This is a genomic window from Psychrobacter sp. TAE2020 (assembly GCF_018919485.1).
In the GTDB taxonomy this organism is placed as follows: domain Bacteria; phylum Pseudomonadota; class Gammaproteobacteria; order Pseudomonadales; family Moraxellaceae; genus Psychrobacter.
This window is the reverse complement of sequence record NZ_JAHLMU010000001.1, coordinates 2,146,410-2,167,353: the sequence shown is the minus strand read 5'-3', so window position 1 is coordinate 2,167,353 and position 20,944 is coordinate 2,146,410. Positions and strand designations below refer to the sequence as shown.

The following is a 20,944-nucleotide window of genomic DNA, read 5'->3' as shown; positions in this document are numbered from 1 at the left end:
CTTACTGAGCTTGCTCACTATCTGCACTAACATTATTAATAACTGCTGTAAGGTGCTCAGCTAGAGGTTGTGCGGCGATAGCAGCTGAGCTATTGGGATTATTGCTGTTAGCCTCAGCACCATTAGCGTCAAACTCAGTGTTTGACTCTGGGACTACAGCCGTCTGACTAGCAACTTGAGCAGTTTTATTTTTCTCATGTTTATTGACATTGATCATATTAAAACCGAGTAATAGTAAAATAGTCGCCAAGGTAAAGGCGATCAAATGTTTTCTTTGCATAGTTACTACCTCTAGGGTTTAAATGATAAATAATTTGTATCAGTCATTTTTATAGTTAGCCTGCTGATATATCTACTCTTGCGGGCTGTTTTTATTTAGTAAGTCAGTTTCACCAGAATTATCAGCTATTTCTTGTTCGACTTTTTCCATTAGTTTCTGATCTGGACTAGCATCCAGCACTTCGTTACTCTCTAATCCTTGTAGAATTTGCTTAGCACGAGCTTTAGCCTGTCTTTTATCGACATTATCAACGCTATCGACATTTTCATTTTCATTTTCATTTTCATTTTCTGTGATAGGTTGCAGTGGTTCAGGAGTCGTTGGTTGAACAATAATGTCTGATGTCAGGGCCTTACTACTATTGATATTTTGTAGATGCTCGAGCGCTTTTTCTACTTTATGGGTAAAGCGTAATTTATAAATAGGTTCAGGTAAGCTAAAACCTGCGTTTTCTAGAGCATGTTTGGTTTCGCGAATAGCAATACTACGCGCTTTAGCAAAGTTAGTTTCAGTTTGATCGACCCATACTTGAAACTCTAGAAGGATATTGGAATCGCCAACATTAGCAATAACAGCAATAGCTTTCGGCTTCTCTAATACGAAGTCTAAAGTACATATCGCATCTAAGCCCACTTTGATCGCTGCTAATGGGTCATCATTAGCATCGACACCCAGCTCAAAAGTAAAGCGCCGTTCGGGGTTTTTGGTATAGTTAAGGATAGTCGCTTTAAACACTTCAGCATTAGGAATACGCAACTGATTACCATCTAAGGTCATCAAAATAGTTGCTCGTGAGGTAAGACGCACCACGATACCTTCTTTGCTATTAATGACTATGTGATCACGCGCGCGAAAAGGTTGGCGAATACTAAGTAGCAATGAGGCAATGTAATTCTCTATGCTATCTTTTACTGCAAAACCTACCGCAATACCGATGACCCCTGCACCCCCTAGCAAGGTCCCTAATAAAGTCTCTGCTCCTACTAAACTCAATGCCAATATTAAGCCAAAGATAATAAAGATGACTTTGACGGTTTGTGATAATAGCTCAGCTACAAAGGGGTTAGGAGTTAGACGTTGCCAAAATTTCTTACGATTAGATAACCAGCTACCGAACCAACTAACAATAGCAAATATCACTATACCAACCAATATTAGCGGCATAGCCTTGAGCAAGTTTCTAGTTTGGTTTCTTAGACTTTGATAGACAGTAGTAACATTATCTTGTACATCCAAAGTACGAGTGATCTTGTCTTCAACAGTAACTACATCCGTCAAACGGTTGGTTAGATTGATCGCCTGTTGGGCTTTTTTCTCATTTGCAGTTTCACCGGCTAAGTTCACTACACCTTGAGTCACACTGACGGTAACTGCCTGCAAGCCTTCAATTTCAGAAAAAATACCGTTAATACGTTGACGGATATCTTGATCTTTTTGCGGGGTTGGGGTAGTTTCTATCTGCGCATTGTTGGTGCTTTCACCGCTGATAACGGGTGATGGCTTGACAGGCTCAGTAGCAGCGCTGCTAGTCTCGGCGGCATCCCCTCCTGTAGCACTTGATGCATTTTGGGCAGTCAAAGAACCTTCGGGCAACCCTAAAGCGGTTGCCGTATCTGCCAGCACGCCATTAGAGAGATTGGCCGCATTATCAGTATTAGCAGCACTAGCAGCATAGCTAGGTGAACTACCAATAGCTAAACCCAGTAGCAGTAACAAGCTGCACACTAGCAGTCTGCCAGCTGACCATTGGTTGGCTAGTAGTTTACAGGTGGCGACAAGATCAACAGGGGCTGCCATAAACATCCTTGGTTAAGGGCGATTAGAGATATTGAAGCATAGCGGCTTAATGACTTGTTTATTAATGACTTTGTTCTTACTGACTAGTTTATTACTACTTTACTTAAGGTCTAAATAGCGCTGTGCTGCGTTTAAATCTAGCGTGCCTTCATAGATAGCTCGACCAGTAATGATGCCTTCGATACAGTCACCATACGGCTTTAATAACTCGATATCTTTCATATCAGTAACGCCACCAGAAGCAATCACTGGTAGGCCGCCTTCGCGAGCTAAGTTGACTGTTTGTTCAACGTTGACGCCTTGCATCATGCCATCACGATTAATATCAGTATAGACAATAGAAGACACGCCGACATCCGCAAAACGTTTGGCAAGCTCTGTAGCTTTAGTATCAGTAACGTTTGCCCAACCGTGAGTAGCTACCATGCCATCTTTGGCATCAATACCTACGATAATATGTCCGGCAAACTCACGACAAGCTTCAGCGACAAAATCAGGATCTTCTACCGCTTTAGTACCAATAATAATATAAGTCAGACCAGCAACGATGTACTCTTCAATAGTGCGCATAGTCCGCACACCACCACCGAGCTGAATAGGCAAGTTGGGAAAAGCTTTGGCTATATCCTGGACCACTTGCTTATGTACTGGCACCCCATCAAACGCCCCATTCAAATCAACCAAATGTAAGCGGCGCGCCCCTTCGAGCACCCAACGCTCAGCCATCGCTACTGGGTCATCCGAGAATACCGTATCATCTTCCATACGGCCTTGTTTTAGACGCACACATTTTCCATCTTTAAGATCGATAGCGGGAATAATTACTGGCACAGCACACATAGAGCATTCCTTATAAGGGCGTTGTATTCATAGAAATAAAAAGCATTAATAGCAGTAAAAGCAAAAATAGAACAATCAGTGCAAGTATTAAAAATCCCTGATTTGTGTAAAAAAGTAGCAACATCCAACTTATGAACTCAATTAGCCATTGCATTTAGCGGTAAAACAGAAATAAATAAAATGGCTGTATATTAGTATAATTAATCAATGGTTTAACATTCATAACTATAAGTTTGTACCACCAATATCCACCCTAATATTAGCTAAATTGGGTTACTGACTGGCAATTTTAGGTTAATTTAGCGTATAATCCTAGGTAAATTTGTATATGTTTCTATATGGGAAACACTAGGTATTATTAAGTCACTGATAAGTTATTAGTGATTTAACAAAGTGCTGTAGGTAGAAATAGATAAAAATAGGTAGGATGAGACAAATATCCACGTTGTATAGTGCGATTAACAATACAAGATCAATGCTATCTTGAGTCACTATCTTATCAAGTGGCTTGAATTAGGTCTATCAATGAATAGCCTTTGTAGATGCTACTATCTTATGTAAATCGTCAGGCAGTTTTAAGTAAATATTTTTGTGAACTATTTACTTATATGCTATTGATAACCATCTATTACTAAACAACCCTATATTTCCCTAATTCACTCAAATTGATATTACAGATTTTAATACAAGGTATGCTAAAACGCCCTATTGATTGAACAGACTAGTTTATTAGTTTATTTAAGACGGATAGCTTTAGTATGCACCCTGGTAGCCGGTCGCCACCTGGTAGTTCGAATAAGATATTAACGTGTTGTTAAGGAGTCTAAGGTCAGCGTTGATGCTCTTATTTAGTAGTAATGCCCTAGTGTCGCTGTTAAGACATTTCATTCCTGCCCTAGCAAAAATGCAGAGGATTGGATGCTTTTAGTGATACTGAAGCAAATTCTACCGATATACCATACAGGACGTCTGGTATCGTTTTAGACTATGGACTAAGTTTTCGCTTATGATTACCATCAAAAAAGGTTTGGATTTGCCTATCACCGGTGAACCCTCCCGCGAGATATCTGAGCACAGACCCGCACATGTGGCACTCATTGGCTACGATTATGTAGGTATGAAGCCCACCATGAACGTCAAAGAAGGCGACGTTGTAGCCAAAGGCCAACCAGTTTTTGAAGATAAAAAACGAGTTGGTGTCATCTATACTGCTCCCGCTGCTGGCAAAGTTATTGCCATCAATCGCGGTGAGCGTCGAGTGTTTGAGAGTCTGGTTATTGCAGTCGACCCTAACGGTGAAGAAGTAGAATTTCAGCGTTATGACTCCCAGCAACTTGCTGATCTTGACTCCGAAGCAGTTGAGACTCAACTACTAGCCTCTGGCGAATGGACGGCGTTTCGTACGCGTCCCTATAGCCGTGCTCCTGAAATAGGTGCTCGTCCGCATGCTATTTTTGTCACTGCCATGGATACCAATCCATTAGCTTGCGACCCGATGCTGCTAATCAATGAACAAACCCAAGCATTTAATGACGGTTTAGCAGTGCTATCAACTTTAAGCCCTAAGACCTTTGTCTGTCATCATGGTGACGCCCATCTAACACCATTGGCGCATAGTGCTGCTAATAACGTTACTGAGTATCATAGTTTCACTGGTAAACATCCAGCAGGTCTAGCCGGAACTCACATTCACTTCTTACATCCACTTAGTCGTGGTGTCAGTGTCTGGACTATAGGGTATCAAGACGTCATCGCTATCGGTAAGCTATTTACTACAGGCCGTCTCTATACTCGTCGCTTACTTAGTGTGGCAGGTCCTGCAGTCAAGGAACCGCATTTAGTAGCAACTGAACGTGGTGCTGATATTACTGGATTGACTAAAGGTAAATTGCTAGCTGGTGATAATCGTATCATCTCAGGCTCAGTATTATCTGGTCGTAAACTATTTAGTAATGTCGCTTACTTAGGTCGTTATCATGATCAAATCAGTGTTTTGTCTGAAGGTCATGAGCGTCCAGCATTCCACTTTTTTAGCCCAGGTAAAAACCGTTTTTCAAAACTGCCAATCTATATTTCACAGTTCTTTGGTAGTAAGAAATATAACTTTACCACTTCGACTAATGGTTCGCCGCGGGCAATGGTACCTATTGGTGTCTATGAAGAAGTCATGCCACAAGACTATTTGCCTACGCAGTTATTACGTGCGTTAATTATTGAAGACATTATTACTGCGGTTGATCTGGGTGTGCTTGAGCTTGATGAAGAAGATCTAGCTTTATGTACCTTTGTATCTCCTGGCAAATATGAATACAGCGATATTTTGCGTGATAACTTGACGCGCATTGAGCTGGAGGGCTAACCACGATGAAATTTTTACACAATATGTTCGATCGTATGGAACCGTCCTTCGTTAAGGGTGGTAAGCACGAGAAATATTATCCTATCTTTGAGATGTTTGATACCTTCTTGCGTCAACCAGATTCAACGACTTTTACCTCATCACATGTGCGCGATGGTATCGATCTAAAACGCATTATGATTACCGTATGGATGTGTACTTTCCCAGCGATGTTCTTTGGGATGTACAACGTCGGGCATCAAGCACTAACCGCTATTACAGAGCTGGGTTTACAAGCTGATGGCTGGCGCACTATCATCACGGGCATGGTAGGCTATAATCCAGAGAGTGTCTGGGCTTGCTTTGTCTATGGGGCAATGCAGTTCTTACCTATTTATATCGTCACTTTCGTAGTCGGTATCACTTGTGAGATTATATTTGCCATTACTCGTGGTCATGAAGTTAACGAAGGTTTCTTTGTGACTTCAGTACTCTATGCTTTGATCATGCCACCAGATATCCCTTTATGGCAAGTGGCCTTGGGTATCATCTTCGGGGTGGTCGTTGCTAAAGAAGTCTTCGGCGGTACTGGTAAGAACTTCCTTAACCCGGCCTTATCAGGTCGTGCCTTCTTGTACTTCGCTTATCCGTCTTATATCTCTGGCGACTCCGTATGGACAGCAGTCGATGGGTTCTCTGGAGCCACACCACTTGGCTTAGCCGCTCTTGGTGTAAGCCCTGAAAACTTCACCAACGTCTATGGCCAAGCTATTACTTGGAGCGATGCTTTTTTAGGCAATATCCAAGGCAGTATCGGTGAAGTATCGACTCTGGCTATCCTGTTTGGTGCGGCGGTGCTGTTATGGACGCGTATTGCTTCTTGGCGCATCATGTCAGGCTGTGTGATTGGTCTAGTCGCTACCTCACTTATCTTCAATATGATAGGGTCAGAAAAAAACTTGATGATGGAACTGCCGTTCTACTGGCATTTAGTGATCGGTGGGTTTGCGTTTGGTGCGGTCTTTATGGCTACTGATCCGGTATCAGCGGCTCATACTAATAAAGGACGTTGGGCCTACGGTATCTTGATCGGTTTTATGACGGTGTTAATACGAGTAGTCAACCCAGCCTTTCCAGAAGGCATCATGCTAGCTATTCTTTTTGCTAACTTATTTGCCCCCTTGTTTGATTATTTTGTGACTCAAGCAAATATCAAGCGCCAAACGGCAAGGAGAGTTCGTTATGTCCAAGCCCAAAAGTAATAATATGAAAACCATCGGTGTAGCGTTGACGCTATGCTTGGTGTGTTCAGTATTGGTCTCAGCCGCCGCCGTTGGTCTAAAGCCACAGCAAGTCGAGAACGCGCGCTTAGATCGTAACAAGAATATCTTAGTAGCTGCTGGCATGTTTGATCCAGCAGTAGATACTAATGCTGATGTTGCCGAACGCTTTAAAGATTTTAAAATTGAAATCGTTGATTTAGATGCTGGTAATTACTTAGATGATGATCAATTGAGCGCGGTCGGTATCGATGATCGTAATACTTATGATGCTAGTCAGGCTACTAAGAATGCCGCGTTAAGCGTGGATTTAGGTAGCAATGATCCAGCTAGTATTGGTCGCAAACCTAAATATGCTAAAGTATATGTGAAGAACGATGCTGCTGGTAAACCAGAAATGGTAGTCCTGCCTATTCAAGGATATGGCCTATGGGGCACTATCTATGGTTTCTTAACCCTTGAAAGCGATATGAACACTATCAAAGGTATTAGCTTTTATGAGCATAAAGAAACTCCGGGTTTAGGCGCTCGTATCGAAGAGCCAAAATGGCGTGCTACTTGGAATGGTATCCATTCTTATGATGAGAATGGTGAAGTAGCTACTGGGGTGACTAAAGCCGGTAATCCAAAAGATAATTGGATCGATGGTATCAGTGGTGCAACTTTGACTAGCCGCGGCGTCAGTAACATGATTCAGTTTTGGTTAGGGGATCAAGGTTACAAGCCCTACTTAGATCAGCAGCGTAAACAGAGTGGTCAAACTATTCAAAACACCGACACTCAAGCAAAGCAAATCTCTTATAAAAAGCTAGGCCAGAGCTTATCTAATGCTCAAGCTCAAAACCTTGCTAAACAAGAGACGCATTCCGTAACTGAGCTGGCATCTGTAGCACCGGCAGCAAACGGCAAGGAGGCATAAGATGGCTGATATAAAGAGTATTTTAGTTTCCCCTATTTTTGATAACAACCCTATCGGCTTGCAAATCTTAGGTATCTGTTCGGCACTAGCAGTGACTACTAGCGTCTCTAACGCTTTAGTTATGAGTGTGGCGTTAACATTAGTAACCGCGTTTTCAAGCTTCTTTATCTCTATTATTCGTAAAAAGATTCCCTCAAGTATTCGTATTATTGTGCAGATGACGATCATCGCCTCTTTGGTTATCGTAGTCGATCAGATCCTAAAAGCGGTCGCTTATGATGTTAGTAAGGGCCTATCAGTATTCGTTGGTCTTATTATTACTAACTGTATTGTGATGGGTCGTGCAGAAGCTTATGCGATGAGCAATCCTCCGGTTCCAAGCTTTTTAGATGGTATCGGTAATGGTCTCGGTTATTCTGCTGTACTATTATTTGTCGCTACTATTCGTGAAATATTAGGATCAGGCAGCTGGTTTGGTTTTACCATATTACAGCCGGTGACTGACGGTGGTTGGTATGTACCTAATGGTCTGCTACTTCTACCGCCATCAGCGTTCTTTATTATTGCGATGTTTATCGTCATTATTCGTATTTGGAAGCCTGAACAGATTGAAGAAGCTGAATTTGTAATGAAGCCACAATCTAAAGGTATGGCACATGGAGGAGGTCACTAATGGGACATTATGTTAGTTTATTTATCACCTCAGTCTTTATTGAGAATATGGCATTAGCCTATTTCTTAGGCATGTGTACTTTTTTGGCAGTATCTAAAAAGGTCTCAACCGCTATAGGTCTTGGTGTCGCAGTAGTAGTAGTAATGGCCATTACTGTACCGCTAAACAACCTGTTATTTCAGTTCATCCTAAAGGATGGAGCGCTGGCATGGGCAGGTTTCCCAAATATAGATCTAAGCTTTTTAGGACTCCTTAGCTACATTGGTCTAATAGCGGCAACAGTGCAGATTCTAGAGATGTTCTTGGATAAGTTCGTTCCTGCTCTGTATAACGCTCTTGGGATATTTTTACCTTTGATAACCGTTAACTGTGCCATTTTAGGTGGAGTACTGTTCATGGTTGAGCGTGACTACAACTTCGGTGAATCAATGGTCTATGGAGCTGGCGCAGGTCTTGGTTGGGCATTAGCTATCACTGTATTGGCCGGTATCCGCGAGAAGCTCAAGTACTCTGACATTCCAGCACCGTTACAGGGATTAGGTATTACCTTTATCACTGTCGGTCTTATGTCACTAGGCTTTATGTCGTTCGGTGGTATGTCCATTTAAACGACAAACCTTATTAGCTATTTGAGATATTAAATTCATTTATTCGGTAAGGGTGCAGAGCAAATATTATAATGACTCTTAGCACCCCTACCCCATAGATTAAGGATACCCTACCATGGATTATGCTACGGCGATTGGTGGCGTTGCCATGTTCACTGTGATCATCATGGGACTTGTTGCTATTATTTTAGCTGCCCGTTCTAGATTGGTCAGTTCAGGCGATGTGACTATTCATATCAACGATAATTCTGAAAATGATGTAGTTACCCCAGCAGGCGGCAAGCTATTACAGACCCTCGCTGCTGAAGGCATATTTTTATCTTCAGCATGTGGTGGTGGTGGTACTTGTGCGCAGTGTCGTTGCCGAGTTATTGAAGGCGGCGGTTCTATTCTGCCTACTGAAACAGGCTACTTTACCCAAGGTGAAATTCGCAATCATATGCGTTTGGCTTGTCAGGTTGCGGTCAAACAAGACATGAAGATTGAGATTGATCCTGAATTCTTTGATGTACAAAAATGGGAATGTGAAGTTCTCTCTAATGATAACGTTGCAACCTTTATTAAAGAATTAGTACTAAAGATTCCAGAAGGCGAAGAAGTAAAATTCCGTGCTGGTGGTTATGTACAGTTGGAAGCACCGCCGCATGAAGTGCACTATAAAGACTTCGATATCGATGAAGAATATAGAGAAGATTGGGAAAAATTCGGTATCTTCAACTATGTTTCTAAAGTTGATGAGCCAGTTATCCGTGCTTATTCGATGGCCAACTATCCTGATGAGCGTGGCTTAATTAAATTCAATATTCGTATTGCTAGTCCACCACCTCGTGGCCCAGATGGTATACCACCAGGTAAAATGTCTTCGTGGACCTTCAGCTTGAAGCCTGGTGATAAAGTTACTGTATCAGGCCCTTATGGTGAATTCTTCGCTAAAGACACTAAAGCTGAAATGATCTTTGTTGGTGGTGGTGCTGGTATGGCACCAATGCGCTCACATATCTTTGATCAGCTTAAACGCTTGAACACTGATCGCAAAATCAGCTTTTGGTACGGTGCACGTTCAATCCGTGAGATGTTCTATGTAGAGGATTACGATCAACTGCAAAAAGATTTTTCTAACTTCGAATGGCATGTCGCTTTGTCTGATCCATTACCAGAAGACAATTGGGATGGCTATACTGGCTTTATCCATAATGTATTATTGGAAGAATATCTGAAAGATCATCCAAATCCAGAAGATTGTGAATACTATATGTGTGGGCCGCCAATGATGAATGCGGCGGTAATCGATATGCTACACAGTATGGGTGTGGAAGACGAGAATATCGCGCTTGATGACTTCGGTGGTTAAAATAGTTTATTAATAAACACCTTGTCTTAAAACAGTTACTAGAATATATAAATTGGGAGTCTCCTTTGAGGCTCTTTTTTTATGGCTTTCATTAAGTACATTATCTGCTTTTAACGACTACAAATCTGCATAGTAAGTTGATTCTGCTTTCTTATATCATTAGCTAGAACTGACCATAAAAGGAACGGTTATGAAAACAAAATATAAAGACCTAACCATTTGGATAACTGGTGCTTCGAGTGGTATCGGTGAGGCTTTAGCCGTCGAGTTTGCCAAGCGTGGCGCAAAAATTATCTTAAGCGGACGTAATAGCGAAAAACTTGTCGCTGTGCAAGACCATTGTAAAAACTCAGAAAGGCATATTATCCTAGCCTTTGATATTAGCGATGCTGAACAAACAAAAAATGCTTATAACTCTATCAAAAGCCGAGCGGTGAAAATTGACTGGCTGATTAATAATGCGGGCATCAGCCAACGTTCGTTAATAATGGAAACAGCAGAAGAAGTAGAGCGTAAAATAATGGAGATAGACTACTTCGCTCAAACTCGTCTGACTAGACTAGTGCTGCCAGAGATGCTGGCTCAAGGAGGCGGTAAAGTGGTGATGATATCTAGCGTGGCTGGGTTAGTCGGTACCCAATATCGCGGCGCTTATAGTGCTGCCAAAGCCGCTATCCATTTATGGGCCAATAGCTTACGTGCTGAGTTATATGATAAAGGCATCGAAGTCGCTACTATATTTCCAGGCTTTATCCAAACTAACGTTTCAATAAACGCTTTGACTGGCGATGGCAGCGTACAAGGTACTATGGATGACGCCACTGATAAAGGCTTAAGCGCTAAAGTCTTTGCTAAGCAAGCCTGTAAAGCTTTAGCAAAAAACCAAGAATACATCATTATTGCTGGTCAAAAAGAAAAGCTGGCCATGGTGGTTAATCGTCTGTCTCCACCACAGCTTTATAAGCTAATCCGAGAATCAAAAGTTAGATGAGCGGGCTGAGCTGTTTTGCTATCGCTGAATGTTTATGATTATTAGAGCTAAGGGGTATAAAATAGGTACAATAGTATTATCAAACCCTTTACCCCTAGCTTATATCCAAAAATTCTATGAAAAACTTAACGCAGTTCTCTAAATCTAACTTATCAAACACCTTAGGTAACACTCTAGTCAGTAGTAAGACTGTGGCTGCTGCTGCTAGTGTTGTGACGCTTTTGAGCTTGACCGCTTGCCAGCAAACGCCAGATTATAGCTATCTAACTGGTGAGACTATGGGTACTAGTTATCATATTAGCTATCAGTTGCCAAAAGACGCTGACGAAGCGGCTATTCAAGCATCAATAGACAAACGCTTGCAACAGATTAATAACAGTATGTCTACTTATCAAGATGACTCTACTATCTCTAAATTCAATCGGTTGGCTAAAGATACGCCTATTACCATAGATGCTGACTTCAGTCATGTATTGGCTGTATCAAGACAAGTCTATGAGCTGTCGAATGGAGCATTTGATCCTACTGTTATGCCCTTAGTTGAAACTTGGGGCTTTGGTAGCACTATGACGGTTGAACGTTTGCAAAGTCCCCCTAGTGCCTTTGAGATTGCGCAAGCAAAAGCCTTAGTGGATTTCAAAGGAGTGCTGCAAAATGGCAATGCTATTCAGAAGACTAAACCGGGAATTGGCTTAGACTTTTCGGCAGTAGCCAAAGGTTATGGTGTAGATGTCATCGCTAATGTATTGAAAGATGACTACAAAATCCGCAATTATATGGTAGAAATTGGTGGTGAAGTAGCAACATCTGGCGCTAGTAATCAGCAACAACCTTGGCAAATAGCTATCGATGCACCCATTGAAGGCAGCACCGTTACTGAGCGTCAAATTATTGCCACTATTCGCCAACCTAAGAACATGGGCAATAGAATGCATTTAGCAACCTCAGGAAACTATCGCAACTCTATTATTTTTGATAATAAGCATTATAGCCATACTATCGATCCCACTACTGGTGAGCCTATTGTTGGTGGTGCGCCTTCCGTCACTGTCGCCGCTGAATCCGTAGCACTAGCTGATGCTTGGGCCACCGCACTGACAGCAATGCCCTACCAAAAAGCGCTAGCTGTTGCTCAACAAAACAATGTAGCGGCCTTATTTATTATCTTGGCAGACGGCGTACAAGCTAGTACCATTAATTCAGACCCTAGTGTGAATGCTAATGCGGTCAAGGACTGGCAAGTAGTAGAAACCTCGACAATGAAGAGCCTACGTGCTGACAAAAAATCTTAACTAGATTCAAGCAACAATAGCTAAGTAGGAATACCACAGTGATAACCCACGAGCAACGCAGAAATTTGTTATACTATAACCAGTAATTATTACTGACTACCGTGTTAATTTTAGAATCGAGGTTACCTGATGCTAAGCCAACTGCTTCCTATGCTCGCTATTACCTTCGGCGTATTTGTGCTGTTCTTTTTGTTCATGGGTATTGGTTATATGTTTAAAAAACAGCCACTCAGAGGCTCTTGTGGTGGGGTTGCCAAACTTATGGGCGAAGAAAAATGCTCGTATTGTGGCGATGATCCTAATAAATGCGAAACGATCACTGCTGAACAGCAAATCAATGCAGTAAGGTCGGCCCAATTGGGTAAACCTGCCTTATAACTTCGCTAATAACTGTTTTCAGTTACCATACGCTGATAGTACCCTAACTCATATGCTTATATAATAGCGCTAACCCTTATCAAAGGGGTCTAGCGTTATTTTGCATAGCTTTATACAATTCCTTAAAATAATAATTTATAGCTAGTCCTACTCTATATTAGTAGCAGTACACATTCGTATATCTTGCGTTCTGCAAGTCAGCTTTCCGCGCTAACCTATTATGTTAACCACCCTTATAGTGGAATTTTTTTGGTGTCATCTCAACAGTACTGTTTTGTCAGTATTTACGTAATGACGTGTCGTTTTTCTTATTTTAATAGTCGTGTTGCTATGTCTAACTCTGCTGATTTGCCGTCTAGTCCTTCCTCGAATAAATCTAAAGCGTTTAATCCTCCGTCTTCAAAATTCACCTTTTGGCTAGTGCTTTGCGCTATGATTTTGCTGGGCACTAACATGCGAGCCCCTATCGTTGCTCTCGGCTCTATTGCCCCAGTTGTGCAAGAGGCGCTGAATATCTCTGAGACCCAAATTGGCTGGTTAGGCGCAGTGCCTATGCTGACCTTTGCTCTTGGTGCCTTGATATCTCCTAGTATTGGTAAGCGCTTCGGGATTGAGAACACGCTAATCGCCATGATTGTCATGCTCACCATCGGCATGATGATTCGAGCGTTTATTCCGACTTGGACTGGGTTTTTGAGCGGTACGGTGATACTGACTTTGGCTATTGGTTTTGCCAATACTTTAGCCGCTCCGGTAATTAAACAGCGCACCCCTAATAATATTCCGTTAGTCACTGGCCTATTCAGTCTAACTATGACAGTAACCGCTGGGATAGTAGCAGGAGTAGTACTACCACTATCAGAAAGCATAGGCTGGCAGTGGGCGTTAGGTAGCTGGTCATTTTTGAGTATGTTAGCTATCGCTATTTGGGTATTTTTGCGCTTTCGCTTAGGATCTTCTAGCGATCAAATCGCCCCTGTTACTGCACAAAAATCTTCTAACATTTCTATATGGCGTACTGGCTTAGGTTGGCAAATTGGTGTGTTTTTGGGTCTTCAATCTTTGCTCTATTATACCGTTGCTAGCTTTTTACCCTCTATCCTAGTCAGTAAAGGTATGAGCGCTGTCAGTGCAGGACAGATGGGCTCAGTGTTTCAGTTTATGGCCCCATTATCCATCTTGAGCTTAACTTGGCTTATTAACCGTGGTCGCCCTATTCAAGCACTAGCAGTATCTGCCGCTATTCTTAACGTTATCGGTATTGCTGGTCTAAGCTATGCCTCTACGAATTGGGCATGGCTGTGGTCAGGCATGATGGGTATAGGCTGCTCGGCTATTTTTACTTTAACTATAATGCTGTTCTCAATGCGCACTTACACTACTAATCAGGCTAGCGAGCTATCGGGTATGTCGCAGTTCGTCGGTTATGTCATTGCCTTCTTTGGCCCGCTAGGTACTGGTTGGCTGCATGAAGTGACTGATAATTGGGATTTACCGCTGCTAATTACCCTTATTTTAATGATTATAAATGTCGGTGTTGCTTGGTTGGTCAGTCGTCCGGTAATGGTCGATGGCAAAAAGATTTAAACCTATTTATCCTACTAAAAAATAAGGTATAAATCCGGGTATAAGTTAATAGAGATGGGCTTTGAATATAAATGTTCAAAGCCTATTTTTTTGGTCAGATTATTTTTATTAAACGACCGGCATCAAGTTACTCAGTTCACTTAAAGTTAACCTTAGCGTCATATTGCTAGCAGTGTTATTTTGCTACACTGACTTGATTGCTCATAGGATAAGACCGTTATGATGAACCGCTCTTTTAGTTTGGCTCAACGCACAAAAACCCTTGCCTCAGTATCAAACTCACTGCCTTATTTGATAGTGGCGATGATGACCTGCGTATTAGCGCTTAGCGGCTGTCAAAAATCTCCTGAAGCAGATGCTACTAATAACGCTCAAACTACTGAGGCAACCTCAGTTAATGCTCCTGTTGCCGATAGCAATAACGCTGATTCTGCTACTGATACTACTCAGCAAGCAAATCTTGCTCCGCTAACTATCCTAGCACTAGGCGACTCTTTGACTGAAGGTCTTGGCGTGGCTAGTGATGACAATTATCCAGCTCAACTACAAGCCAGCCTACAACAGCTGGGCTATAAAAATATCAAAGTCGTCAACTCAGGATTAAGCGGTGAAACCAGCACTGGATTGGTTAATCGCTTAGACTGGGTAGCACAGACTAAGCCCGATATTACTATTTTAACCATCGGTGCTAACGATGCCATTCGAGGCCTCGATGTAGCAACCATTGAAGCTAACATTCGGACAGCGGTTAAAACCCTGCAAGATAATGGTAGCGAAGTCATCTTAGGCGGTATGCAGATCTACGACAATTTAGGTAATGATTACGTTAATTCGTTCTCAGCTATTTATCCTAGAGTTGCTAAGGACATGAACGTTCCTCTTATTCCTTTCTTTTTAGCGGGGGTGGGCGGTGATGCTAAGCTTAATCAAGCTGATGCTATTCATCCCACTAAAGAAGGCTACACCATCATCGTCAATGATAATATTTTGCCTGTGCTAAAGCCTGAGCTTGAAAAAATGCTACTGTCGATACAGGCAAACTCGCTCACTCCAGTAGAAATACCAGCCACTGAGACATCGCAATGACTTCACTGTTAGTATCAGAAAACGCAGAAACTACCTTAGCATCAGCCACGCCAGCCACTAAATTGGCTTCAATGGCTGGGCCAAACGCTACTACCCAACCTTTACTAGTCGCTAAAGAGTTAAACAAAACCGTCAGCGTTGGTGAGCAAAAACTAACTATTATTAAAGATGTCGATATCTATGTTAATGCTGGCGAGTTTGTGGTCATCATGGGTAAATCCGGCTCGGGAAAATCAACCTTGCTCGGCTTGCTGGCAGCATTAGATTATCCCGATAGCGGTTCAGTAGAGTTGGCTGGCGAAACCTTAAGTGCTCTTGATGAAGATGCTCTAGCGGTGATCCGTCAACGTGATATGGGCTTTGTGTTTCAGTCTTTTCATCTATTGCCAACCTTAACGGTTGCTGAAAATATTGCTTTTCCATTAGATATTGCCCGACGACCAGATAAAGTGCGGGTAGATGAATTGATAGCGGCTGTCGGACTAGAGCCGAGACGTAACAGTTTGCCCAATCAGTTATCAGGCGGTGAGCAGCAACGCACGGCAGTGGCACGCGCCTTAGTGTCACGGCCAAAGATAGTATTCGCTGATGAGCCTACGGGTAACTTGGATGAGCAAAACGCGGCGCAAGTTATGCAGCTATTACTAGATTTGCGTAAGCAGACCGGATCAGCATTAGTAGTAGTGACTCATGACGCCTCACTGGCGAAGATGGCCGATCGGGTCATCACTATGTACGATGGCATGATAGCGCTATAGCTTAATGGACGGATTTTGCTCTGATGTTGAATAGTAATAATAACTACGGATAACCAATCTATGTCTAATCCTGCCCCAGAGCAGTCTTCAGAACACGCTAATAGCTTAATGGGTCGCTGGTTTGGCGGTGGTACTTTAGGCACACAAGCACTGACTCGCAGTTGGTGGCGGCGCTGGATATATCCGCTGCTGTTTTTGCTAACTTTGATGCTGTCATTAGCGACTTACTTAAGCTTGGATTCGATCCAACAATCCGTCAATAGTTATATCAATGACAATCAGCGCGCGCTAGTTGGCGGCGATGTAATCTTATCAAGTAACCAAGACTGGCCAGCTGAGGTAATCAGCCAAATACAGACCCTCGATGCCGAGCAAGTAGTCTATGATTATCAGTTCAACGCTATGTTAGTGACTGATGAGCAAACTTTGCTGGCGCGAGTCAAAGCCGTATCCCCTGCTTACCCCTTATATGGTGAGGTAGCATTAAAATCTGGTAAACCGCTCTGGCAGCAGCTAAGCGCTGATAGCGTCGTCGTCGCACCCGAAGTATTAACCAGTCTCAATATTGCGGTCGGAGATAGTGTCACTGTCGGTGAGGCGCAATTTAGAATCAGCGATGTGCTGATAAAAGAGCCGGATCGTCCCTTAACCGCCTTTGGCTTTGGTGGTCGGGTATTGATGCAGCAGGAAGCTTTAGCAGCAACTAATCTAGTCAGTCAGCGCAGCCGCATCAGCTATCGTATTGAGCTGGCAGGTGACCCTGAACTTATGGCAGCGCAGAATGAGCAGCTAACTCAGATACTGAGTAATTATCCTGACATTGAGCTGTCCGATGCTGACTCAGCAGATACTTCGATTTCACGTATCTCCGATAATGTATTGATGTTTTTAAAGCTATTAGTCATTGCCGTTCTATTATTATCCGCTGTGGCTATGTATGGGGTGATTACCGCCTTTGTAAATAAACAGCAGTCTAATAACGCTATCCGTATGGCCTTAGGTGAGCGCATAGGCTCGATCAAGCGCAGTTACTATTGGCTATTAACCGTGATGGCGGTACTAGCCTGCGTTGGGGCGGTGCTGCTTAGCCTGATCTTGCTTAAGATAGGCCAGCCTTATTTATCAGCTATTTTACCACCAGATTTAGGCTTAGCTATTAACCCTATCAGCATAGTTAAGACTATTGTCATTGCATTAGTGCTGACTTTGTTGATTACCCAGCGCAGCTTAAGCCCTCTTAACGATACTAAGCCGGCAACTCTACTTAATCAAAGCGCTAGTCAATCGGCAAAACGCCGTTTGCCCTTTTATAAAAGCTGGTATCAACGCTGGCCCGTCTTAGGCTATGGCTTGATGCTAGTAGGGCTGTATGGATTTTTGGCTTATGAAGTCCACTCCTTAAAGCTAGGCGCACAGCTGCTCGTTGGTTTAATAGTATTTATCGCTATATTTTGGGCTTTGGCACGTGGCTGGCTCTGGCTGCTGGCAAAGTTAGCATCGACTGGTAAAGTCAGTTGGATGCAGCGTATTGCTATCCATAACTTGGCTCGCAAGGGTAATCAGTCGGCATTGTTTTTTGTCACTCTAGCGCTATCGGTAGCGGTATTGACCTTGATTACTACCCTTAACCACAGCATCAATGCGCAGTTCGTCAACGCTTATCCTGAAGATGCGCCTAATTTCTTTTTATTGGATATTCAAAGCGACCAACACGATGCTATCAACGACATCATTACTGCTCCTGTCACTTACTTCCCAGTCATTCGGGCGCGAGTAATCACGGCTAATGGGGTGCTCGCCAAGGATATCGAACCTACTGAAGGCTACGATGATCCTACTCGAGTGTTTAATTTAAGCTATGCCGATACGGTGATGGATACTGAGTTTATTAGTGAGGCGCTAGAAGATGAGCAGCTCTATACCCCTATTGCAAACCAAGACACGCAAAAGTCAGCTATCCAGCAAGTACAACCGCTGTCTATCTTGGATACCGCAGCAAGTATGCTCAATGTAAAAATGGGCGATCAAATTCTATTTAATATCCAAGGTATCGAGCTGACTGGAGAGATCACTAGTATTCGTACTCGCTATGAACGTGGCCCTAGTCCTTACTTTTATTTCTTATTTGAGCCGTCAGTATTGTCTAGCGCCCCGCAAATTCAGTTTGCTACTACTCATGTGCCAGAAGCGAGTATTCCAGACTTGCAAGGACAGCTAGTCCGCCAGTTCCCAGCGGTAACGACTATCGATGGTACGGCTATCGCTGAGCAAGTCCAAAGCTTAGTGGAGCAGATGAGCCGTTTGGTTTATATCTTCACTTTGCTAGCACTGTTGACAGGCATCATGGTATTGATCAGCTCGTTGCTCTCAACGTCACAAGATCGGATGCAGGAAAGCGCCTCGTTTCGATTACTTGGCATGCAAAAGTCTGATTTATATAAGCTGAATATGCTAGAGATTGGGGTATTAGGCATTAGCGCTGCTCTATTTGCGGTGACTATTGCCAGCATCGGTGCTTGGCTAGCGATTACCCAATGGTTCAATCTACGCTATAGCGTGCCGTGGATGAATTTGGGTATTGGCAGTGTGGCGTTAGTTGCTCTACTGCTTGGTATTGCTGTTATTTATGTCAGATTGGTGATTGGACGTGGAATTATGGCTCGGGTTCGGGCTATGATTTGAGAAACTAGTAATACATATGTAATTTCTCAATGTTCTAATTGGTATAAGAATATAAATTAATCGATTGGCCTGTGACTTATCTCTACTTTTGAAACCTGTATTTTACTCACTTCTGTACATGTCATAATACTTTGATCAAAGATAACATAATTTATCCCTGTATTATTCAGCGAGCTACGAAATTTTATACCATCCACATCCGTATATAACCTAATAAATTCACAAATAAATTGAGTTGGTATATAGTCTAATTCTGAATCATACCTTCTGACAGGTTGAGACAAATCTAGGCTAATACGCTCCTTAAGTAAGCTTGCCTTTATTCTTTTATCAACTTCACCTGGATGATATAAGGTAGGTATCTCAGTAAAATCAGATATTAATACTTTTTTATTTAAATCAGGCTTAATAGAAAACTTAGCGACAGTTACATCATCTAAATACGTAGCTCTAATCTCGTATAACACAGTATCTTCGTTATCGGATAAATATAAGTAAGGAATACCCATTGGGTTTGCCCTTCCAGCTGTACTAACGTGTTTTGGGGGACAAGACATGGAATTCATATTGAAACATTCATCATCAGTATTTTGATGTAATCTTCCTCTGTACAAAATATCATCTTCATTAATTACAGATTGACTTTGAAAAAAACCGTCCCAACCTAACTCATGTGTTAGGTAGTCTACATCAGATAAGTACCTTCTTTCCCATTTCAGTTGCTCTTTCAGTTCTTTCCAGTAATTCACATTACTGTGGATTTCTTGACTATAATCTACTTGAACCTCTGCGTTATAGAACGCTGTATTTAGTTTACTAATTACTGCGTTTAGCACATCACTAGCAATCCTATTGCTACTGAACAGATCCCATTGACCCTGTATCAAGCCCGCAAGGCTTTTTCCGTCAGCTTTTGTTTCAAAACAGTTTAAAAGCTCTTGAAAAAAATCTAATATCTCATTTAAAGAGATAACATTATTTATATTTGATTTGCAGAAGGTACACACATCAACCTTGCCTTCTGAGTTTATAAACCCTTTTAGCTCTTTATCTCCAAAACAACTTTCACATATATTCATAATTATCTGTCTAAATAACTTTTAATAACTAGGAGGTGATTTTTTATTGTGATCTTCTTGACTGTACCTAGACCAGGGTATTTAGTGTCTCTCAAGTAACCACTAAGTTCATCAATACCCGAATTACTTAAAGGTAACTTATTACAAAAGCTAATAGCTTTTCTTGTCGCTTCAGCAAACTTTCCCTGAACGTTTGAGATAGAGTCATTGGTATCTGAAGTGAAATGCCTAATCCAAATTTGATTTTCAGCTTCCACATTTATATATGTGATATTAATTACTACAGCTCTAGGAGTACTTCCACCTTCAACATATTCTCTAGGTAAAACAGTAAAGTCTCCAAATCCTTGATAATTATCTTCTTCATAATATAAATGCTCTTCAGAAAACTTATGTTCCGGAATACTCAAGAAATCTGAATTTCTTTGTTGCTTCTCGAATAAATCATCTAATCTTATATAATTTTTATCCAGTTTTTTTATATGCCTATCTAGGGTTCTATATCTATGTGGCTCTAATAATACTATATGATTGATACGTCCATCTTCACAAAGCAAACTAAATTCATCTTCATTAGTGAAACTATCTAAACCAACTATCATACAATTGTTTAAATTATAATTATTTAAACAATCTAAAATATAATTTGCGTTATCTGAGTAAAGAAAAGCATGTCTATACATTGAGTTTTCAAGATCTTCTATATACTTTAAGTAATGCTCAATATCTCCACATGTCTCTCCTACTTCAGGGTTCATAATAAGAAATGGTTTAACTCCAGCTTCGAAAAGAATTTTATTAGCAAGGTTAAGACTATTAAAACTTTCTTTAACAGGCTCAATGATTGGAATAATTTTTCCTAAAGCATCTTCTGAAGCTAAATCTCTTATAGCAATTAGTTCAAACTGCCGCCCTCTTAAATATGGAAAATACATTCAAAGAACCTTATTATTTTTGAGTTCATCAATCAGCTTCTTTCTCTCTATTTCTTTTAGATTCAAAGAG

General features: G+C 41.8%; 18 protein-coding genes. 13 read left to right on the top strand and 5 right to left on the bottom strand.

What is annotated here, in order from left to right; all coding sequences use genetic code 11:
* Position 1: 1 nt before the first annotated feature.
* From KPY62_RS08815 to hisA, 3 genes are all read right to left on the bottom strand, one after another.
* Positions 2-280, bottom strand: a complete 279-nt coding sequence (locus tag KPY62_RS08815; RefSeq protein WP_216581666.1) for a hypothetical protein — start codon at positions 278-280, stop codon at positions 2-4.
* Between the two features lie 72 nt (positions 281-352).
* Positions 353-2,077: a mechanosensitive ion channel domain-containing protein gene (locus tag KPY62_RS08810; RefSeq protein ID WP_216581665.1), complete on the bottom strand. Its 1,725-nt coding sequence runs from the start codon at positions 2,075-2,077 to the stop codon at positions 353-355.
* A gap of 99 nt (positions 2,078-2,176) precedes the next feature.
* Positions 2,177-2,917, bottom strand: a complete 741-nt coding sequence (gene hisA, locus KPY62_RS08805; protein WP_216581664.1) for a 1-(5-phosphoribosyl)-5-[(5-phosphoribosylamino)methylideneamino]imidazole-4-carboxamide isomerase — start codon at positions 2,915-2,917, stop codon at positions 2,177-2,179.
* Positions 2,918-3,923: 1,006 nt separating this feature from the next.
* Here hisA and KPY62_RS08800 point away from each other — a divergent pair.
* From KPY62_RS08800 to KPY62_RS08740, 13 genes are all read left to right on the top strand, one after another.
* A complete protein-coding gene (locus tag KPY62_RS08800; protein WP_216581663.1) occupies positions 3,924-5,276 on the top strand; it encodes a Na(+)-translocating NADH-quinone reductase subunit A in 1,353 nt (450 codons plus the stop codon).
* Positions 5,277-5,281: 5 nt separating this feature from the next.
* The gene (locus KPY62_RS08795; RefSeq protein WP_216581662.1) at positions 5,282-6,517 is read left to right on the top strand and encodes an NADH:ubiquinone reductase (Na(+)-transporting) subunit B; all 1,236 of its coding nucleotides are present in this window, start codon (positions 5,282-5,284) and stop codon (positions 6,515-6,517) included.
* On the top strand, positions 6,498-7,454 hold the full coding sequence (locus tag KPY62_RS08790; RefSeq protein ID WP_216581661.1) for a Na(+)-translocating NADH-quinone reductase subunit C: 957 nt from the start codon (positions 6,498-6,500) through the stop codon (positions 7,452-7,454). Before KPY62_RS08795 ends, KPY62_RS08790 begins: the two co-directional genes overlap by 20 nt.
* A gap of 1 nt (position 7,455) precedes the next feature.
* On the top strand, positions 7,456-8,127 hold the full coding sequence (locus KPY62_RS08785) for an NADH:ubiquinone reductase (Na(+)-transporting) subunit D (protein WP_216581660.1): 672 nt from the start codon (positions 7,456-7,458) through the stop codon (positions 8,125-8,127).
* Positions 8,127-8,735, top strand: a complete 609-nt coding sequence (gene nqrE, locus KPY62_RS08780; protein ID WP_201624184.1) for an NADH:ubiquinone reductase (Na(+)-transporting) subunit E — start codon at positions 8,127-8,129, stop codon at positions 8,733-8,735. Before KPY62_RS08785 ends, nqrE begins: the two co-directional genes overlap by 1 nt.
* Positions 8,736-8,850: 115 nt before the next feature.
* Positions 8,851-10,086, top strand: coding sequence for an NADH:ubiquinone reductase (Na(+)-transporting) subunit F (nqrF, locus tag KPY62_RS08775; protein WP_216581659.1), 1,236 nt, complete (start codon positions 8,851-8,853; stop codon positions 10,084-10,086).
* A gap of 190 nt (positions 10,087-10,276) precedes the next feature.
* The gene (locus KPY62_RS08770; protein WP_216581658.1) at positions 10,277-11,077 is read left to right on the top strand and encodes an SDR family NAD(P)-dependent oxidoreductase; all 801 of its coding nucleotides are present in this window, start codon (positions 10,277-10,279) and stop codon (positions 11,075-11,077) included.
* Between the two features lie 116 nt (positions 11,078-11,193).
* A complete protein-coding gene (locus KPY62_RS08765) occupies positions 11,194-12,369 on the top strand; it encodes an FAD:protein FMN transferase (protein ID WP_216581657.1) in 1,176 nt (391 codons plus the stop codon).
* Between the two features lie 129 nt (positions 12,370-12,498).
* Positions 12,499-12,747: a (Na+)-NQR maturation NqrM gene (gene nqrM, locus KPY62_RS08760; RefSeq protein ID WP_216581656.1), complete on the top strand. Its 249-nt coding sequence runs from the start codon at positions 12,499-12,501 to the stop codon at positions 12,745-12,747.
* Positions 12,748-13,038: 291 nt separating this feature from the next.
* Positions 13,039-14,334, top strand: a complete 1,296-nt coding sequence (locus KPY62_RS08755; RefSeq protein WP_216581655.1) for an MFS transporter — start codon at positions 13,039-13,041, stop codon at positions 14,332-14,334.
* 219 nt (positions 14,335-14,553) lie between these two features.
* Positions 14,554-15,420, top strand: coding sequence for an arylesterase (locus tag KPY62_RS08750; RefSeq protein WP_216581654.1), 867 nt, complete (start codon positions 14,554-14,556; stop codon positions 15,418-15,420).
* Between the two features lie 71 nt (positions 15,421-15,491).
* Positions 15,492-16,178: an ABC transporter ATP-binding protein gene (locus KPY62_RS08745; RefSeq protein ID WP_216583268.1), complete on the top strand. Its 687-nt coding sequence runs from the start codon at positions 15,492-15,494 to the stop codon at positions 16,176-16,178.
* Between the two features lie 60 nt (positions 16,179-16,238).
* Positions 16,239-18,860, top strand: coding sequence for an ABC transporter permease (locus tag KPY62_RS08740; RefSeq protein ID WP_416384034.1), 2,622 nt, complete (start codon positions 16,239-16,241; stop codon positions 18,858-18,860).
* Between the two features lie 56 nt (positions 18,861-18,916).
* Here KPY62_RS08740 and KPY62_RS08735 read toward each other — a convergent pair whose 3' ends face one another.
* Together KPY62_RS08735 and KPY62_RS08730 are read right to left on the bottom strand one after the other, a co-directional pair.
* Entirely contained in the window at positions 18,917-19,939 is a 1,023-nt protein-coding gene (locus tag KPY62_RS08735; protein WP_216581653.1) for an RES domain-containing protein, read from the bottom strand.
* 2 nt (positions 19,940-19,941) lie between these two features.
* Complete coding sequence (locus KPY62_RS08730; protein WP_216581652.1) at positions 19,942-20,874, bottom strand: sce7725 family protein; 933 nt, start codon at positions 20,872-20,874, stop codon at positions 19,942-19,944.
* Positions 20,875-20,944: the final 70 nt, after the last annotated feature.

Excerpts from the sequence above, each read along its gene's own strand:
- KPY62_RS08800 (WP_216581663.1), top strand. The coding sequence starts at position 3,924 with ATGATTACCATCAAAAAAGGTTTGGATTTGCCTATCACCGGTGAACCC.
- nqrF (WP_216581659.1), top strand. The coding sequence starts at position 8,851 with ATGGATTATGCTACGGCGATTGGTGGCGTTGCCATGTTCACTGTGATC.
- KPY62_RS08790 (WP_216581661.1), top strand. The coding sequence starts at position 6,498 with ATGTCCAAGCCCAAAAGTAATAATATGAAAACCATCGGTGTAGCGTTG.
- KPY62_RS08785 (WP_216581660.1), top strand. The coding sequence starts at position 7,456 with ATGGCTGATATAAAGAGTATTTTAGTTTCCCCTATTTTTGATAACAAC.
- KPY62_RS08745 (WP_216583268.1), top strand. The coding sequence starts at position 15,492 with ATGGCTGGGCCAAACGCTACTACCCAACCTTTACTAGTCGCTAAAGAG.
- hisA (WP_216581664.1), bottom strand. The coding sequence starts at position 2,917 with ATGTGTGCTGTGCCAGTAATTATTCCCGCTATCGATCTTAAAGATGGA.
- KPY62_RS08765 (WP_216581657.1), top strand. The coding sequence starts at position 11,194 with ATGAAAAACTTAACGCAGTTCTCTAAATCTAACTTATCAAACACCTTA.
- KPY62_RS08795 (WP_216581662.1), top strand. The coding sequence starts at position 5,282 with ATGAAATTTTTACACAATATGTTCGATCGTATGGAACCGTCCTTCGTT.
- KPY62_RS08755 (WP_216581655.1), top strand. The coding sequence starts at position 13,039 with ATGACGTGTCGTTTTTCTTATTTTAATAGTCGTGTTGCTATGTCTAAC.
- nqrE (WP_201624184.1), top strand. The coding sequence starts at position 8,127 with ATGGGACATTATGTTAGTTTATTTATCACCTCAGTCTTTATTGAGAAT.
- KPY62_RS08770 (WP_216581658.1), top strand. The coding sequence starts at position 10,277 with ATGAAAACAAAATATAAAGACCTAACCATTTGGATAACTGGTGCTTCG.
- KPY62_RS08740 (WP_416384034.1), top strand. The coding sequence starts at position 16,239 with ATGTCTAATCCTGCCCCAGAGCAGTCTTCAGAACACGCTAATAGCTTA.
- KPY62_RS08735 (WP_216581653.1), bottom strand. The coding sequence starts at position 19,939 with ATGAATATATGTGAAAGTTGTTTTGGAGATAAAGAGCTAAAAGGGTTT.
- KPY62_RS08730 (WP_216581652.1), bottom strand. The coding sequence starts at position 20,874 with ATGTATTTTCCATATTTAAGAGGGCGGCAGTTTGAACTAATTGCTATA.
- KPY62_RS08810 (WP_216581665.1), bottom strand. The coding sequence starts at position 2,077 with ATGGCAGCCCCTGTTGATCTTGTCGCCACCTGTAAACTACTAGCCAAC.
- nqrM (WP_216581656.1), top strand. The coding sequence starts at position 12,499 with ATGCTAAGCCAACTGCTTCCTATGCTCGCTATTACCTTCGGCGTATTT.
- KPY62_RS08750 (WP_216581654.1), top strand. The coding sequence starts at position 14,554 with ATGATGAACCGCTCTTTTAGTTTGGCTCAACGCACAAAAACCCTTGCC.
- KPY62_RS08815 (WP_216581666.1), bottom strand. The coding sequence starts at position 280 with ATGCAAAGAAAACATTTGATCGCCTTTACCTTGGCGACTATTTTACTA.